The sequence below is a fragment of the Pseudomonas sp. Pse35 genome (assembly GCF_024519715.1).
Classification (GTDB): Bacteria; Pseudomonadota; Gammaproteobacteria; order Pseudomonadales; family Pseudomonadaceae; genus Aquipseudomonas; species Aquipseudomonas paracarnis.
Map to the genome: position 1 here is coordinate 20,850 of NZ_JALJRP010000022.1, position 15,764 is coordinate 36,613.

At 59.8% G+C, this 15,764-nt stretch carries 13 protein-coding genes; all 13 read right to left on the minus strand.

Annotated features, from left to right (window positions below; all coding sequences use genetic code 11):
• Positions 1 to 85 precede the first annotated feature (85 nt).
• The gene (gene ispD, locus OC445_RS18360; RefSeq protein WP_198791117.1) at positions 86 to 793 is read right to left on the minus strand and encodes a 2-C-methyl-D-erythritol 4-phosphate cytidylyltransferase; all 708 of its coding nucleotides are present in this window, start codon (positions 791 to 793) and stop codon (positions 86 to 88) included.
• Positions 790 to 1,068, minus strand: a complete 279-nt coding sequence (ftsB, locus tag OC445_RS18365) for a cell division protein FtsB (RefSeq protein ID WP_003189195.1) — start codon at positions 1,066 to 1,068, stop codon at positions 790 to 792. The genes ispD and ftsB overlap by 4 nt, the downstream gene beginning before the upstream one ends.
• A 171-nt stretch (positions 1,069 to 1,239) precedes the next feature.
• Positions 1,240 to 2,529: a phosphopyruvate hydratase gene (eno, locus tag OC445_RS18370; RefSeq protein ID WP_198791118.1), complete on the minus strand. Its 1,290-nt coding sequence runs from the start codon at positions 2,527 to 2,529 to the stop codon at positions 1,240 to 1,242.
• A 157-nt stretch (positions 2,530 to 2,686) separates the two neighbouring features.
• The gene (gene kdsA, locus OC445_RS18375) at positions 2,687 to 3,532 is read right to left on the minus strand and encodes a 3-deoxy-8-phosphooctulonate synthase (RefSeq protein WP_003189190.1); all 846 of its coding nucleotides are present in this window, start codon (positions 3,530 to 3,532) and stop codon (positions 2,687 to 2,689) included.
• Positions 3,533 to 3,537: 5 nt separating this feature from the next.
• Positions 3,538 to 5,169 carry a CTP synthase gene (locus OC445_RS18380; RefSeq protein WP_034126838.1) on the minus strand — a complete coding sequence of 544 codons (1,632 nt, stop codon included), beginning with the start codon at positions 5,167 to 5,169 and terminating at the stop codon, positions 3,538 to 3,540.
• 273 nt (positions 5,170 to 5,442) lie between these two features.
• The gene (gene tilS / locus OC445_RS18385; protein ID WP_054917866.1) at positions 5,443 to 6,762 is read right to left on the minus strand and encodes a tRNA lysidine(34) synthetase TilS; all 1,320 of its coding nucleotides are present in this window, start codon (positions 6,760 to 6,762) and stop codon (positions 5,443 to 5,445) included.
• A gap of 174 nt (positions 6,763 to 6,936) precedes the next feature.
• A complete protein-coding gene (locus tag OC445_RS18390; RefSeq protein WP_003189182.1) occupies positions 6,937 to 7,884 on the minus strand; it encodes an acetyl-CoA carboxylase carboxyltransferase subunit alpha in 948 nt (315 codons plus the stop codon).
• Between the two features lie 129 nt (positions 7,885 to 8,013).
• Positions 8,014 to 11,535, minus strand: coding sequence for a DNA polymerase III subunit alpha (dnaE, locus tag OC445_RS18395; protein WP_262020241.1), 3,522 nt, complete (start codon positions 11,533 to 11,535; stop codon positions 8,014 to 8,016).
• Between the two features lie 76 nt (positions 11,536 to 11,611).
• Positions 11,612 to 12,238 carry a ribonuclease HII gene (gene rnhB, locus OC445_RS18400; protein WP_161793220.1) on the minus strand — a complete coding sequence of 209 codons (627 nt, stop codon included), beginning with the start codon at positions 12,236 to 12,238 and terminating at the stop codon, positions 11,612 to 11,614.
• A 2-nt stretch (positions 12,239 to 12,240) separates the two neighbouring features.
• On the minus strand, positions 12,241 to 13,380 hold the full coding sequence (gene lpxB, locus OC445_RS18405; RefSeq protein ID WP_072446902.1) for a lipid-A-disaccharide synthase: 1,140 nt from the start codon (positions 13,378 to 13,380) through the stop codon (positions 12,241 to 12,243).
• Positions 13,381 to 13,382: 2 nt separating this feature from the next.
• A complete protein-coding gene (gene lpxA / locus OC445_RS18410; RefSeq protein WP_032893181.1) occupies positions 13,383 to 14,159 on the minus strand; it encodes an acyl-ACP--UDP-N-acetylglucosamine O-acyltransferase in 777 nt (258 codons plus the stop codon).
• Entirely contained in the window at positions 14,156 to 14,596 is a 441-nt protein-coding gene (fabZ, locus tag OC445_RS18415) for a 3-hydroxyacyl-ACP dehydratase FabZ (protein WP_003172281.1), read from the minus strand. The genes lpxA and fabZ overlap by 4 nt, the downstream gene beginning before the upstream one ends.
• A gap of 111 nt (positions 14,597 to 14,707) precedes the next feature.
• Positions 14,708 to 15,763, minus strand: coding sequence for a UDP-3-O-(3-hydroxymyristoyl)glucosamine N-acyltransferase (gene lpxD, locus OC445_RS18420; protein ID WP_034126835.1), 1,056 nt, complete (start codon positions 15,761 to 15,763; stop codon positions 14,708 to 14,710).
• Between the last annotated feature and the right edge of the window lies 1 nt (position 15,764).

Consider the following 15,764-nt stretch of genomic DNA (forward strand, 5'->3'; position numbering starts at 1 on the left):
CCACAGTTGGACGTGTTGTTTGATGTGGCAGCGATCAAATGTGGGAGCTGGCTTGCCTGCGATGAAGCAGATTCGGTCTGACGGGTTACCGCCGGTTAGCCCAGCGCAACTTCAACCACTCCAGGTCTTCCGGCCGAGTCACCTTGATATTGTCCGAACGCCCTTCGATCAGGCGCGGTGCCTGCCCAGACCATTCCATGGCCGACGCTTCATCGGTGATCACCGCATCGGCCACCAGGCTGTCGGCCAAGGCGCGATGCAAGGCGCCCAGGCGGAACATCTGCGGCGTGTAAGCCTGCCAGATCAGGCGGCGATCAATGGTGTCCACCACACGGCCATGCTTGTCGACACGCTTGAGGGTGTCGCGTGCCGGTACCGCCAGCAGGCCGCCTACCGGATCGTCAGCCAGTTCCGCCAACAATTTGTCGAGGTCATCACGGCTCAGGTTAGGCCGCGCAGCGTCATGCACCAACACCCAGTCGTCATCACTTGCGCCCAGGGCGTTGAGTTGCAGCAGCGCATTGAGTACCGAGCCGGAACGTTCCGAGCCCCCGTCGGTACGCTGGATACGCGGGTCATTGGCGCATGCCAAGGTGGGCCAATAAGGATCGTCAATTGCAAGACTGACCACCAGGCCCTTGAGGCATGGATGGTCGAGAAAACAGCCGAGGCTGTGTTCGAGAATAGTGCGCCCGCCCAATTGCAGGTACTGCTTGGGACGGTCCGCAGCCATACGGGCACCGACGCCCGCGGCAGGAATCACGGCCCAGAAGGCCGGTAAATCGTGGCTCATTGGGCCAACTGGTAGAGGGTCTCGCCCTCCTTGACCATGCCCAACTCATGACGAGCCCGCTCTTCAACGGTCTCCGTGCCTTTTTTCAGCTCAAGCACTTCAGCGTCGAGGACACGGTTGCGCTCCAGCAGGCGTTCGTTTTCGGCACGCTGGTCGGCAATTTGCTGGGTCAACTCTTCCACCTGCGCAAAGCTGCCATTACCGACCCATAGGCGGTACTGCAGGCCAGCCAGCAACAAGAGCAAGACGAGGAACAACCAATTGGGACTGCGCATCGAAATCCGGGTATCCATTGAATAAAGACAGTCATGCAAACCTTTTGCAGCAACTGATAGCACAAAGCCTGGAAAACCCAGGCTTGCGCTTGCCAGTCAGCAGATTAGCGCCGAAATTCACATTTTCGTGAGATTTCCAACGCAATCCGCCGACTTTTTACCATTTACTGCTTAGCCGCGAAACTCGCCGCGACCGTTGTACTTGGCCTTACCTGCCAATTGCTCTTCGATGCGCAGCAATTGGTTGTACTTGGAGACGCGATCGGAACGGCACAGGGAACCGGTCTTGATCTGGCCCGCCGCAGTACCCACGGCCAGGTCGGCAATGGTGGAATCTTCGGTTTCGCCGGAGCGATGGGAGATCACGGCGGTGTAGCCCGCGGCCTTGGCCATCTGGATGGCTTCCAGGGTTTCGGTCAGGGTGCCGATCTGGTTGAACTTGATCAGGATCGAGTTGGCGATCTTCTTGTCGATGCCTTCTTTCAGGATCTTGGTGTTGGTCACGAACAGGTCGTCACCCACCAGCTGGATTTTTTCGCCGATCTTGTCGGTGAGGATTTTCCAGCCATCCCAGTCGGACTCGTCCAGGCCGTCTTCGATCGAGATGATCGGGTAGCGCTGGGTCAAGCCTTTGAGGTATTCAGCGAAGCCTTCGGAGTCGAACACCTGGCCTTCGCCGGACAGGTTGTACTTACCGTCTTCATAGAATTCGCTGGCGGCGCAGTCCAGGGCCAGGGTCACGTCGGTGCCCAGCGTGTAGCCAGCGTTGGCCACTGCTTCGGAGATGACTTTCAGTGCATCTTCGTTGGAGGCCAGGTTCGGCGCGAAACCACCTTCGTCACCCACGGCAGTGCTCAGGCCACGGGCCTTCAGTACAGCCTTGAGGTGATGGAAAATCTCGGTGCCCATGCGCAGGCCTTCGGAGAAGGACTTGGCGCCCACTGGCTGCACCATGAATTCCTGGATGTCGACGTTGTTATCCGCGTGCTCGCCACCGTTGATGATGTTCATCATCGGCACCGGCATCGAGTAGACGCCCGGAGTGCCATTCAGGTTGGCAATGTGTGCGTACAACGGCAGGTCCTGGTCCTGGGCTGCTGCCTTGGCGGCGGCCAGGGATACCGCGAGGATGGCGTTGGCGCCGAGGCTGCCTTTGTTTTCAGTGCCGTCGAGCTTGATCATCGCGTGGTCCAGGGCTTTCTGGTCCAGCGGGTCCTTGCCCAGCAACAGGTCACGAATCGGACCGTTGATGTTGGCTACAGCCTTGAGTACACCCTTGCCCAGGTAACGGCTCTTGTCGCCATCACGCAGTTCCAGCGCTTCGCGCGAACCGGTGGAAGCACCGGACGGCGCGCAGGCGCTGCCGATGATGCCGTTATCGAGAAGCACGTCGGCTTCGACGGTGGGGTTGCCACGGGAGTCGAGAACTTCACGACCTTTGATGTCGACGATTTTTGCCATTGTTGTAAACACTCCAAAGTTGACGAAAACGACGCAGCTGAAGGAAATCTTTTGACCGACCGCAAGGGTGGAACAACGGGGCAGGCTTGCAGACGACAAGGCTCAGGCCCGGGGGCCTGAGCGTAAAGCGTGGGAAATTCTACCGGAGAAATGCCAGTTACGCGGTCTCTACCGTCGGAAAACTCTTGACCAGCTCGTCCAACTGCTTGAGTTGGGCCAGGAATGGCTCCAGCTTGTCCAGGCGCAGCGCGCATGGGCCATCACATTTGGCGTTGTCCGGGTCCGGGTGAGCTTCAAGGAACAGGCCCGCCAGGGACTGGCTCATGCCCGCCTTGGCCAGGTCCGTCACCTGGGCACGGCGCCCGCCAGCGGAGTCCGAGCGACCACCGGGCATTTGCAGCGCGTGGGTCACGTCGAAGAACACTGGGTATTCGAACTGTTTCATGATGCCGAAACCGAGCATGTCCACCACGAGGTTGTTATAGCCGAAGCTCGAACCCCGCTCGCAAAGGATCAACTGGTCGTTACCCGCTTCCACGCATTTGCTCAGGATGTGTTTCATCTCCTGAGGAGCGAGGAATTGGGCTTTCTTGATGTTGATCACCGCGCCGGTCTTGGCCATGGCGACCACGAGGTCGGTCTGGCGCGACAGGAAAGCCGGCAACTGGATGATGTCGCACACCTCGGCGACCACGGCAGCCTGCTCAGGCTCGTGGACGTCGGTGATGATCGGCACGCCGAAGGCTTGCTTGATGTCCTGGAAGATCCGCATGCCTTCTTCAAGGCCCGGGCCGCGATAGGAGGTCACGGACGAACGGTTGGCCTTGTCGAAGCTGGCCTTGAAGACGTAAGGGATACCCAGTTTCTGGGTGACCCGCACGTACTCCTCACACACCTGCATCGCCATGTCGCGGCTTTCCAGCACGTTCATGCCGCCGAACAGCACCATGGGCTTGTCGTTGGCAATCTCGATGTCGCCTACGCGAATGATCTTCTGGGCCATCAGGTTTACGCCTTCTTCTGATGTTGCGTCAGTGCTGCTTTGACGAAACCACTGAACAACGGGTGACCGTCACGCGGTGTCGAGGTGAACTCCGGGTGGAACTGGCAAGCCACGAACCACGGATGATCCGGTGCCTCGACCACTTCAACCAGCTTGCCATCACCGGAGCGGCCGGAGATTTTCAGGCCAGCTTCTTTGATCTGCGGCAGCAGGTTGTTGTTCACTTCGTAACGGTGGCGGTGACGCTCAACGATCACGTCCTTGCCGTAGCAGTCGTGTACCAGCGAGCCGGCTTCCAGCAGGCAATCCTGTGCACCCAGGCGCATGGTGCCGCCCAGGTCGGAGGTTTCGGTACGGGTTTCAACGGCGCCGGTGGCGTCTTCCCACTCGGTGATCAGGCCCACGACCGGATGGCCGCTGGTGTGATCGAACTCGGTGGAGTTGGCGTCTTTCCAGCCCAGCACGTTACGGGCGAACTCGATAACAGCCACTTGCATGCCCAGGCAGATACCCAGGTACGGCACCTTGTTTTCACGGGCGTACTGCACTGCGGTGATCTTGCCTTCCACGCCACGCAGGCCGAAACCGCCGGGAACGAGGATAGCGTCAACACCTTCGAGCAGCGCGGTGCCCTGGTTCTCGATGTCTTCGGAGTCGATGTAGCGCAGGTTGACCTTGGTACGGTTGCTGATACCGGCGTGGCTCATGGCTTCGATCAGCGACTTGTACGCGTCCAGCAGTTCCATGTACTTGCCGACCATGGCGATGGTGACTTCATGCTCAGGGTTGAGCTTGGCGTCGACAACCGCTTCCCACTCGGACAGGTCGGCGCCGCCGCACTGCAGGCCGAAACGCTCGACCACAAAATCATCCAGCCCCTGGGAATGCAGGATGCCCGGGATCTTGTAGATGGTGTCGGCGTCTTCCAGGGCAATCACCGCACGTTCTTCAACGTTGGTGAACTGCGCGATCTTGCGGCGCGAGGAAATGTCGATCGGATGATCGGAGCGGCATACCAGCACATCCGGCTGCAGGCCGATGGAACGCAGTTCCTTGACCGAATGCTGGGTAGGCTTGGTTTTGGTTTCGCCGGCAGTGGCGATGTACGGCACCAGTGTCAGGTGCATCAGCATCGCGCGCTTGGCGCCGACTTCGAAACGCAACTGGCGGATGGCTTCGAGGAACGGTTGGGACTCGATGTCACCCACGGTGCCACCGATCTCGACCATCGCCACGTCGGCATCGCCTGCACCCTTGATGATGCGGCGCTTGATTTCGTCGGTGATGTGCGGGATCACCTGGATGGTTGCACCCAGGTAGTCACCACGGCGCTCTTTGCGCAGCACGTGCTCGTAGACACGGCCGGTGGTGAAGTTGTTGTTCTGGGTCATGGTCGTGCGGATGAACCGCTCGTAGTGGCCCAGGTCCAGGTCGGTCTCGGCGCCGTCGTGGGTGACGAACACTTCACCGTGCTGGAACGGGCTCATGGTGCCCGGGTCAACGTTGATGTACGGGTCCAGCTTGAGCATGGTGACCTTAAGTCCCCGCGCCTCCAGGATGGCCGCCAATGAAGCGGAGGCAATGCCTTTCCCCAATGAAGAAACAACACCGCCCGTGACGAATATGTAGCGCGTCATGAAAAACCCTAGAAGTCTGCGTTAAAGCGGTCCGAGCCGCCGGGGAAAGCGAAGGAAGGCCGAAGCCCCCGATCACCTGCATTAATCACAGTGCACCTTTCAAAAAAACCGCCGCGTTGTGACAGACCAGCAATGAAGCACCGGTACGTTGATCGCTACACATTTTTTGGAATCGCCCAGCAAAGACTGCTTGGTAATCGGCAACGACTGCGATTCAGGCGAATCCACAGAAGTTGTATCAAGAAGGGAGCGTAGTCTACCGGAAAGGCGCTATCAGCTCAAACCTTGATCGCAGGTCTGTGGCAACCAATCCAATTGCACCTCACCCACCGACCTGGACCATGCCCCCGCAACGCTTGGCACAGCCAGCAATTGCTCGCCCCGATAGACCAGCGGCAATCTGCCACGGGCGAAGCCCGGCATGCCGCTTTCATTCAGCAGACGCTTGAGATCCCGCCGGCCTCGGCCCGCTACGTCGATGATTTCGCCACCCTGGCGATAACGCACCTCCAGCGGGCCTTCGGGGGTCTTGCCGATAAACCTCAGTTGACCATTGCCCGTTAACTCTAGTGGATCTTGCGGATCGGGCCAGCTCACCGATGCGTCGGAAAACTCCGACCATGTTGAGGGCAACCACCAGATGCGTTCACCGCTACGCTGCATTTGGCCGTCGGCCAGGCGCCACAGAGGCTGTGCGTCGCTCTTGGCATCGCGCAGGGCATGCCAACCGGCCCAGTGGTCGCTGTCGGGTAAACGGGTCAGTGGCGTGAGCCAATGCCGCAGGGCGTTACGCTGGCGGGCATCGGATAGCTCGCGCAATGGTTCAAGCGCCAGGGACGGCAGAGGCAACCAGGGAAGCGCAGAAGGCTGATCGGCGCGCTGCAGGTCCATCATCGCCAATTCGTCGAGCAGCCCTTGAGCCTCGGTCATGTGTTCAGCCGTGCGAGCCAAGTGGGTGATCGCCTGTGGCCAGCGTTTCGTCAGCGTGGGAAGTACGTGGTGACGCAGGTAATTGCGGGAAAACCGTGGATCAACGTTGGAGGGGTCGTCGATCCACTGCAACTGATGCTGATGGGCGTAGGCTTCCAGGTCGCTACGGGAAAATGCCAGCAACGGCCGCACCAAGCACCCCTGCGCCAAGGGGCGATGCTCAGGCATAGCCGCCAGCCCTCTTACACCGGCGCCACGCAGCAGGCGAAACAGCAGGGTTTCGGCTTGATCGTCGCGATGCTGGCCAGTGAAAAGCACCTCCCCCACCCCTAGGACCTGCATGAACGCTTGGTAGCGCGCCTCGCGGGCCGCACGTTCAAGGCTCGCACCCTGACTGACCTGCACGCGCATGACGCGCAAAGGTACGCCCAGGCTGTCGCAGACCGATTGGCAATGAGAGGGCCAAGCATCGGCAGCAGCTTGCAGGCCATGGTGGACATGGACGGCGCTGACAGGAGGCAGATTTTCGATTTTGGCCAATGAGGCCAGGAGGTGCAGCAGAACGGTGGAGTCGAGACCGCCGGAGAATGCGATATGCCAGGCCGGCGCGTTGCGCCAGTCGGCCAGGGTGTGCAGGAGTGTGGCCGGCAGGGTTGGTTTCATCACACGTCACCGCCGCAAAGCTTGAATACGTCCGTCAGCATACACAAAACAAATGTGGGAGCCGGGCTTGCCCGCGATGCAGGCACCTCGAGGTATCAGTGATACCAAGGTGATGCTATCGCCGGCAAGCCAGCTCCCACACAAGCCGGCTCCCGCATTGGGTACAGCGTCGGCTTAGAGGCCGTAGCTCATCAGGCGCTCATAACGACGAGCCAGCAGCGCTTCGTTATCCAGCTTCTTGAGCATCGCCAGTTGCGATCCCAACTCGGCACGGATGGTCGCAGCAGCGGCAGCCGGGTCACGGTGGGCGCCGCCCAGTGGCTCGGCGATGACCTTGTCCACGATACCCAGGCCTTTGAGGCGATCGGCGGTGATACCCATGGCTTCGGCAGCGTCCGGCGCCTTTTCGGCGGTTTTCCACAGGATCGAGGCACAACCTTCCGGCGAGATCACCGCGTAGGTCGAGTACTGCAACATGTTCAGTTGGTCGCAGACACCAATGGCCAGGGCACCGCCGGAACCACCTTCACCAATCACAGTGGCGATGATCGGGGTTTTCAGGCGCGCCATGACGCGCAGGTTCCAGGCAATCGCTTCGCTCTGGTTGCGCTCTTCGGCGTCGATACCCGGGTAGGCACCCGGCGTGTCGATGAAGGTCAGGATCGGCATCTTGAAGCGCTCGGCCATTTCCATCAGGCGGCACGCCTTGCGATAGCCTTCCGGGCGCGGCATACCGAAGTTGCGGCGTACTTTCTCGCGCACTTCACGGCCCTTCTGGTGACCGATCACCATCACCGGCTGGTCGTCCAGGCGAGCGATGCCGCCCACGATGGCTGCGTCGTCGGAGAAGTGACGGTCGCCGTGCAACTCGTCGAACTCGGTGAAGATGTGTTCGATGTAGTCCAGGGTGTAGGGACGGCGCGGATGGCGAGCCAGGCGCGCGATCTGCCAGCTGGTCAGCTTGCCGAAGATGTCTTCGGTGAGCGTGCTGCTCTTGTCTTGCAGGCGAGCGATTTCATCACCGATGTTCAGCGAATTGTCATTGCCGACCAGGCGCAGCTCTTCGATCTTGGCTTGCAGGTCAGCGATCGGCTGTTCGAAATCAAGAAAATTCGGGTTCATAAGCGTCCGTCTTGGGTCGACGGCCAAGGGGTGCCTGGCCAGCCGGTTGTCTATTCGCGCCCTACCTTAAGGGAGAGGCGCGTTTAGGTCGAGATTAAATGTTTAGTCGAGATCAGATCTATCTGACCGTCAACGGTATTGGAGGAAGACGTTGTCTCGCCCGAACTGGTCACGCAAAGCTTGAATCAAGCCATCAGCTGGATCAATTCGCCACGTCTCACCAAACTGCAACATGGCCTTGGCATCGCTGCCGGTGTACTCCATGGTCACCGGGCATGCGCCACGATGGCGTTTTAGCAGGTCACCCAACCAGCGTAGCTGATCACCTTTAAGCGCTTCGGTCTTGACCTTCAGGCGCAGGCTTTCGGCCAGATTGGTGCGGGCGTCTTCCATGCTCATCACGCGCTTGATGCGCAGGCGCAGGCCACCGGAGAAGTCATCATTGCTGACCTCCCCTTCCACCACCACCATGGCGTCGGTCTGCAACAGCGATTGGGCGGAGTGAAACGCGTCGGCAAACAATGACGCTTCGATGCGGCCCGAGCGGTCATCGAGGGTGATGAAGCCCATCTTGTCGCCCTTCTTATTTTTCATCACCCGCAGGGCGATGATCATACCGGCAACCGTCTGGGTATCCCGCGCCGGTTTCAGGTCGATGATGCGCTGGCGGGCAAAACGGCGGATTTCGCCTTCGTACTCGTCAATCGGGTGGCCAGTGAGGTACAGGCCCAAGGTGTCTTTTTCACCCTTGAGGCGCTCCTTCAGAGTCAGCTCCTTGGCCTTGCGGTGATTCGCGTAGACATCCGCATCTTCTTCGACGAACAGCCCGCCAAACAGGTCGGCGTGGCCGCTGTCATGGGTACGGGCGGTCTGTTCGGCGGCCTTGATGGCCTCTTCCATGGCGGTCAGCAGCACCGCACGGTTGCGGTCGATATTGGCCTGGTAAGCCTTCGGCTCATCATGAAAATACGGGCCAAGACGGTCGAGTGCGCCGCTGCGGATCAGGCCATCGAGGGTACGCTTGTTGATGCGCTTGAGGTCAACGCGTGCGCAAAAGTCGAACAGTTCCTTGAACGGCCCGTCCTGACGCGCTTCGGTAATGGCCTCGACCGGGCCTTCGCCCACGCCTTTGATCGCGCCAAGGCCATAGATGATGCGGCCTTCGTCGTTCACCGTGAACTTGAACTCCGAAGCGTTCACGTCCGGCGCGTCGAGGCGCAGCTTCATGGTGCGCACTTCCTCGATCAAGGTCACGACCTTGTCGGTGTTGTGCATATCCGCCGAAAGTACCGCCGCCATGAACGGTGCCGGGTAGTGGGCTTTCAGCCAGGCGGTCTGGTACGACACCAGGCCATAGGCGGCGGAGTGGGATTTGTTGAAGCCATAACCGGCGAACTTTTCTACCAGGTCGAAGATGTTACCGGCCAGGTCGGCATCAATATTGTTGGTGGCGCAACCTTCAATGAAACCGCCGCGCTGCTTGGCCATTTCCTCGGGCTTTTTCTTACCCATGGCGCGACGCAGCATGTCCGCACCGCCGAGGGTGTAGCCGGCCATCACCTGGGCGATCTGCATCACCTGTTCCTGGTACAGGATGATGCCGTAGGTCGGCGCCAGTACGGGCTTGAGGCCTTCATACTGATAGTCGGAATGCGGGTAAGCCAGCTCGGCCCGGCCGTGTTTACGGTTGATGAAGTCATCCACCATGCCCGATTGCAGCGGGCCCGGACGGAACAGGGCCACCAGTGCGATCAAGTCTTCCAGGCAGTCGGGCTTGAGCTTTTTGATCAGCTCCTTCATGCCCCGGGATTCAAGCTGGAACACTGCGGTGGTTTCGGCTTTTTGCAGCAGGCTGTACGTCGGCTTGTCGTCCAGCGGGATAAACGCGATATCCAGCGGCTCTTCGCCGACCTTGGCACGGTCGCGGTTGATGGTCTTGAGCGCCCAGTCGATGATCGTCAGGGTCCGCAGGCCGAGGAAGTCGAACTTCACCAGGCCGGCGGCCTCCACGTCGTCCTTGTCGAACTGGGTGACCAGGCCGTCGCCTTCTTCATCGCAATAGATCGGCGAAAAGTCGGTGAGCTTGGTCGGCGCAATAACCACACCACCGGCGTGTTTACCGACGTTACGCACCACGCCTTCGAGCTTGCGCGCCATGTCCCAGATTTCGGCGGCTTCTTCATCGACCTTGATGAAGTCGCGCAGGATTTCTTCCTGCTCGTAGGCTTTTTCCAGGGTCATGCCGACTTCGAACGGGATCATCTTCGACAGGCGGTCCGCCAAACCGTAGGATTTGCCCTGCACCCGCGCCACGTCGCGGATTACCGCTTTGGCGGCCATGGAGCCGAAGGTGATGATCTGACTTACCGCGTTGCGACCGTATTTTTCGGCCACGTACTCAATCACGCGGTCACGGCCATCCATGCAGAAGTCGACGTCGAAGTCGGGCATGGAAACCCGTTCCGGGTTCAGGAACCGTTCGAACAGCAGGTCATATTCAAGCGGGTCAAGGTCGGTGATCTTCTGTACGTAGGCCACCAGCGAGCCAGCACCTGACCCCCGGCCAGGGCCTACCGGCACACCGTTGTTTTTGGCCCACTGGATAAAGTCCATTACGATCAGGAAGTAACCGGGGAACCCCATCTGGATAATGATATCCAGCTCGAAATTCAACCGATCGACATACACCTGGCGCTTGGCTTCGTAGTCCTCGGTGGTGTCCTTGGGCAGCAGGACGCTGAGGCGTTCCTCCAGGCCATCGAACGACACTTTGCGAAAGTATTCGTCGATGGTCATGCCATCGGGAATCGGGAAGTTGGGCAGGAAGTGTTTGCCCAGCTTCACTTCGATGTTGCAGCGCTTGGCGATCTCGACGGAGTTTTCCAGGGCCTCGGGCAAGTCGCTGAACAGCTCCGCCATTTCCTCGGCGCTTTTGAGGTACTGCTCTTCGCTGTAGTTCTTCGAGCGGCGCGGGTCATCCAAGGCACGGCCTTCGCCGATGCACACGCGGGTCTCGTGGGCTTCGAAATCTTCTTTCTTGATAAAGCGCACATCATTGGTCGCCACCAGCGGCGCACCCAGCTTATCGGCCAGGGCTACGGCAGCGTGCAGATGCTCTTCATCGTTGGGGCGGTTGGTGCGCTGGACTTCCAGGTAGAACCGGCCTGGGAACACCTGCATCCACTCACGCGCCAGCACTTCGGCTTCCTGAGGGTTGCCGCCCAGCAGCGCGATGCCGATTTCGCCCTCTTTGGCCGCCGAGAGCATGATCAGTCCTTCGCTGGCTTCGGCCACCCACTCGCGCTCGATGATGATCGAGCCGTTGCGCTGACCATCGATAAAGCCACGGGAGATCAGTTCGGTGAGGTTGCGATAACCCACGCCGTTCATCGCCAGCAGGCTGATGCGGCTCAGGGGGTTATCCGGGTCTTTGTTGGACAGCCACAGATCGGCGCCGCAGATCGGCTTGATGCCGGCGCCCATGGCGTTCTTGTAGAACTTGACCAGGGAACACATGTTGTTCTGGTCGGTAACCGCAACCGCAGGCATGTTCATGCCCACCAGGGTTTTGACCAGCGGTTTGATCCGTACCAGGCCGTCGACCAGGGAGTACTCAGTGTGCAGGCGTAGATGAACGAATGAAGCCGGCATAGTGATCCTGTCTTGATACATGAAAACAACAAGGCCCGGATTGTACCGGGCCTGGGTAAAAACATCAGCCTTGCTGCTATACCTCGATCAGACTTTCACGGGCCTCATAAGCCTGGCGCACCGGGGCAAACGAGCGGCGATGGATCGGGGTGGGGCCGAGCCGAGCCAGGGCTTCCAGATGAACGGGGGTCGGGTAGCCTTTATGGCCACCAATGCCGTAGCCGGGATAGATCAATTCGAACGCGGCCATTTCACGGTCGCGGCTGACCTTGGCCAGGATCGAGGCGGCGGCAATGGCGGGAACCTTGCTATCGCCCTTTACCACCGCTTCGGACGGCATTGTCAGTTTGGGGCAGCGGTTACCGTCGATCATCGCCATTTTCGGGGTGATGTGCAGCCCTTCCACAGCGCGCTGCATCGCCAGCATGGTGGCGTGCAGGATATTCAGCTCGTCGATTTCTTCGACTTCAGCCCGGGCGATATGCCAGCTCAGGGCTTTCTCACAGATCTCGTCATAGAGCTTTTCGCGACGGGCTTCGGTGAGCTTCTTCGAATCGTTGAGCCCCAGGATCGGGCGGTTCGGATCAAGGATCACCGCCGCCGTGACCACTGCGCCACACAGCGGGCCGCGCCCGACTTCGTCAACACCCGCCACCAGTTCGTGGGCTTGGGCGACGAGACTGAAATCCAGGCCCATTTGCATGGTCATAAGGCTTCCTGTTTATGGCCGATCAGGGTCAACACGGCGTCGGCCGCCTGGTTCGAGGCATCACGGCGTAACGTGCGGTGAATATCGTCGAAACCACGGGTCTGCTCTTCGCCGCCGTCAATCAAGGGTAGTAGGGTTTGCGCAAGCGCTTCGGGCGTTGCATCGTCCTGCAACAACTCCGGCACCAGCAGGCGCTGGGCCAGCAGGTTGGGCAAGGAAATGTAAGGGCTCTTGACCATGCGCTTGAGGATCCAGAAGGTCAGTGGCGCCAGGCGATAGGCCACGACCATCGGCCGCTTGTACAGCAGGGCCTCAAGTGTGGCAGTGCCCGAGGCGATCAACACCGCATCGCAGGCTGCCAGGGCCAGGTGGGACTGGCCATCGAGCAGGGTCAACGGCAGGTTGCGGCCTTCCAGCAGGGTTTCGATCTGTGCACGACGTTGTGGACTGGCGCAAGGCAGCACAAAGCGGATTCCCGGCTTTTGCGCCTGAAGACGTTCGGCAGCATCAAAAAACAACGCCCCCAAACGCCCCACCTCACCGCCACGACTGCCTGGCATCAACGCTACCAACGGGCCATCGGGCAAGCCCAGCTCGGCGCGCGCAGCCGCACGATCAGCCTGCAAGGGAATGGCGTCAGCCAGGGTGTGGCCGACAAACCGCACCGGCACGCCCTTCTCCTCGTAGAACCGGGCTTCGAATGGAAGCAAGGTCAACATCAGGTCGCAGCCTTCGCGGATTTTCAACACACGCTTCTGGCGCCACGCCCACACGGATGGGCTGACGTAGTGCACGGTCTTGATCCCGGCCTGGCGCAACTTGAGTTCGATATTGAGCGTGAAGTCCGGCGCATCGATGCCGATAAAGACGTCAGGTTTTTCTTCGATCAGCGTCTTGATCAGCAGCTTGCGGCGAGCCAGCAGCTCACGCAGGCGCCCCAAGACTTCCACCAGTCCCATGACCGACAGGCGCTCCATGGGGAAATAGGAGGTCAGGCCTTCGGCCTGCATCAACGGGCCGCCGACCCCGATAAATTCCACCGCCGGATGCTGGGCCTTGAGCGCGCGCATCAAGCCAGAACCCAGGATATCGCCGGAAGCTTCACCGGCCACGAGCGCAATACGCAGAGTGGCCATGATCAGCGGGTGATGCCGCGAGTCGAGGTCTGGATAGAATCACGGAATACCGCGACTTCCGGGAACTGCGTGGCAGGCTCGGCCAACTCGGCCAGGGCCTGCTCCACGGTCAACCCTTGGCGGTAAACCGTCTTGTAGGCACGGCGCAGGGCGTGGATGGCTTCTTCGCTGAAACCACGACGACGCATGCCTTCAAAATTCATGCTGCGGGCTTCGGCAGGATTGCCGAACACCGTCACGAATGCCGGGACATCCTTGCCGATGGCGGTGCCCATACCGGAAAAGCTGTGGGCGCCGATATGGCAGTATTGATGTACCAGGGTGAAGCCGGAAAGGATCGCCCAGTCATCAACGTGCACATGGCCTGCCAACGCAGTGTTGTTGACCAGGATGCAATGATTGCCGATCACGCTGTCATGGCCGATGTGCGCATAGGCCATGACCAGGTTGTGATCACCCAAGGTGGTTTCGGCGCGATCTTGCACGGTGCCACGGTGAATGGTGACGCCTTCACGGATAATATTGTGGTCACCGATTACCAGGCGTGTTTCTTCACCCTTGTACTTCATGTCCGGGGTGTCTTCGCCTACCGAGGAAAACTGGTAGATGCGATTGTGTTTGCCAATGCGGGTCGGACCCTTGAGGATCACGTGCGGCCCGATGACAGTCCCCTCGCCGATTTCCACACCTGCGCCGACGATCGACCAAGGGCCGACCTCAACGTCGGCGGCCAGTACGGCCGACGGATCGATGATTGCGCGAGGGTCAATCAAACTCATAGTTTGCGTTCCGCACAGATGATCTCGGCAGAGCACACCGGCTTGCCATCTACCGAGGCCTGGCATTCGAACTTCCAGATCTGGCGTTTGCAACTGATGAACTTGGCTTCCAGGATCAACTGGTCACCCGGGGTGACCGGGTTGCGAAAACGCAGCTTGTCCGAACCCACGAAATAGTAAAGCGTGCCGTCAGCAGGCTTGAGGTCGAGCATTTTGAAACCAAGGATACCGGCAGCCTGGGCCATGGCTTCGATGATCAACACACCTGGCATGATTGGATGCGCAGGAAAGTGACCATTGAAGAATGGTTCGTTGATGCTGACATTCTTGTAGGCACGAATGCGCTTTTCCTCGACATTGAGGTCCACTACGCGGTCCACCAGCAGGAACGGGTAACGGTGAGGCAGGTATTCGCGAATCTCGTTGATGTCCATCATTTCGGGGGGAAGCCTGTAATAAAGATTGGGGGCGGGCGCACCAGGCGCACGCCCCGCTAGCAAATCAAGGAGGCCGTCTAGCGGCTGCGCACACTTGATATGGAAATGGTATCAGCCTTCTGATGAAGCATTACCGCCAGGGGTCACGTCCCCGACACGCTTTTCAAGCTGTTTGATACGTCGTGCCATGTCGTCGATCTTCCTCAAACGCGCGGCACTCTTGCGCCATTCGGCCGCAGGTTGCATCGCGGTACCGGACGAGTAGGCCCCTGGCTCTGTGATCGAGTGGGTCACCATGGTCATGCCGGTGATGAAGACGTTGTCGCAAATATCGATATGCCCCACCAGCCCAACGCCACCGGCGAGCATGCAATGCTTGCCGATCTTGGTGCTGCCGGAGATGCCCACGCAGGCAGCCATGGCGGTGTGATCGCCAATCTGCACGTTGTGGGCGATCTGGATCTGGTTATCGAGCTTCACACCGTTACCGATCACGGTATCGGCCAGAGCCCCGCGATCCACCGCAGTGTTTACACCGATCTCCACATCATCGCCGATCAATACGCCACCGACCTGGGCGATCTTGTGCCAGACACCTTTGGAGTTGGCAAAGCCAAAGCCTTCGCCGCCGATAACAGCACCGGACTGAATGACCACACGCTGACCAATACGCACATCGTGGTAGAGGGTCACGCGGGGGGCCAGCCAACCATCGGCACCAATTTCACAGCGTGCACCGATAAAGCAGTGGGCACCCACGGTGACACCAGCACCAATACGCGCCCCGCTTTCGATCACGGCGAATGCACCGATGCTGGCGGCAGGATCAACCTGGGCATCATCGGCGATCACGGCAGACGGGTGAATACCGCCGGCCGCCTTCGGCTTGGGATCGAACAGGTGCGACGCCTTGGCGTACGACAGGTACGGATCGGCCACCACCAGCGCATCCCCGGTAAACCCTTCGGCGTCGGCGGCCTTCAGCAACACTGCTGCGGCCTGGCAGTCGACCAGGTATTTACGGTATTGAGGATTTGCGAGGAAGCTCAACTGAGCTGGGCCAGCCTCCTGCAAGGTGGCTAGCCCAGTGATTTCTTTCTCCTTGGAGCCACGCAAGGTGGCCCCCAGGAACTCGGCCAACTCGCCGAGCTTGATAGTCGCTGTCATG

Coding starts and splice junctions, on each gene's coding strand:
- ispD (WP_198791117.1), bottom strand. CDS start 793: ATGAGCCACGATTTACCGGCCTTCTGGGCCGTGATTCCTGCCGCGGGC.
- ftsB (WP_003189195.1), bottom strand. CDS start 1,068: ATGCGCAGTCCCAATTGGTTGTTCCTCGTCTTGCTCTTGTTGCTGGCT.
- eno (WP_198791118.1), bottom strand. CDS start 2,529: ATGGCAAAAATCGTCGACATCAAAGGTCGTGAAGTTCTCGACTCCCGT.
- kdsA (WP_003189190.1), bottom strand. CDS start 3,532: ATGGCCCAGAAGATCATTCGCGTAGGCGACATCGAGATTGCCAACGAC.
- OC445_RS18380 (WP_034126838.1), bottom strand. CDS start 5,169: ATGACGCGCTACATATTCGTCACGGGCGGTGTTGTTTCTTCATTGGGG.
- tilS (WP_054917866.1), bottom strand. CDS start 6,762: ATGAAACCAACCCTGCCGGCCACACTCCTGCACACCCTGGCCGACTGG.
- OC445_RS18390 (WP_003189182.1), bottom strand. CDS start 7,884: ATGAACCCGAATTTTCTTGATTTCGAACAGCCGATCGCTGACCTGCAA.
- dnaE (WP_262020241.1), bottom strand. CDS start 11,535: ATGCCGGCTTCATTCGTTCATCTACGCCTGCACACTGAGTACTCCCTG.
- rnhB (WP_161793220.1), bottom strand. CDS start 12,238: ATGCAAATGGGCCTGGATTTCAGTCTCGTCGCCCAAGCCCACGAACTG.
- lpxB (WP_072446902.1), bottom strand. CDS start 13,380: ATGGCCACTCTGCGTATTGCGCTCGTGGCCGGTGAAGCTTCCGGCGAT.
- lpxA (WP_032893181.1), bottom strand. CDS start 14,159: ATGAGTTTGATTGACCCTCGCGCAATCATCGATCCGTCGGCCGTACTG.
- fabZ (WP_003172281.1), bottom strand. CDS start 14,596: ATGATGGACATCAACGAGATTCGCGAATACCTGCCTCACCGTTACCCG.
- lpxD (WP_034126835.1), bottom strand. CDS start 15,763: ATGACAGCGACTATCAAGCTCGGCGAGTTGGCCGAGTTCCTGGGGGCC.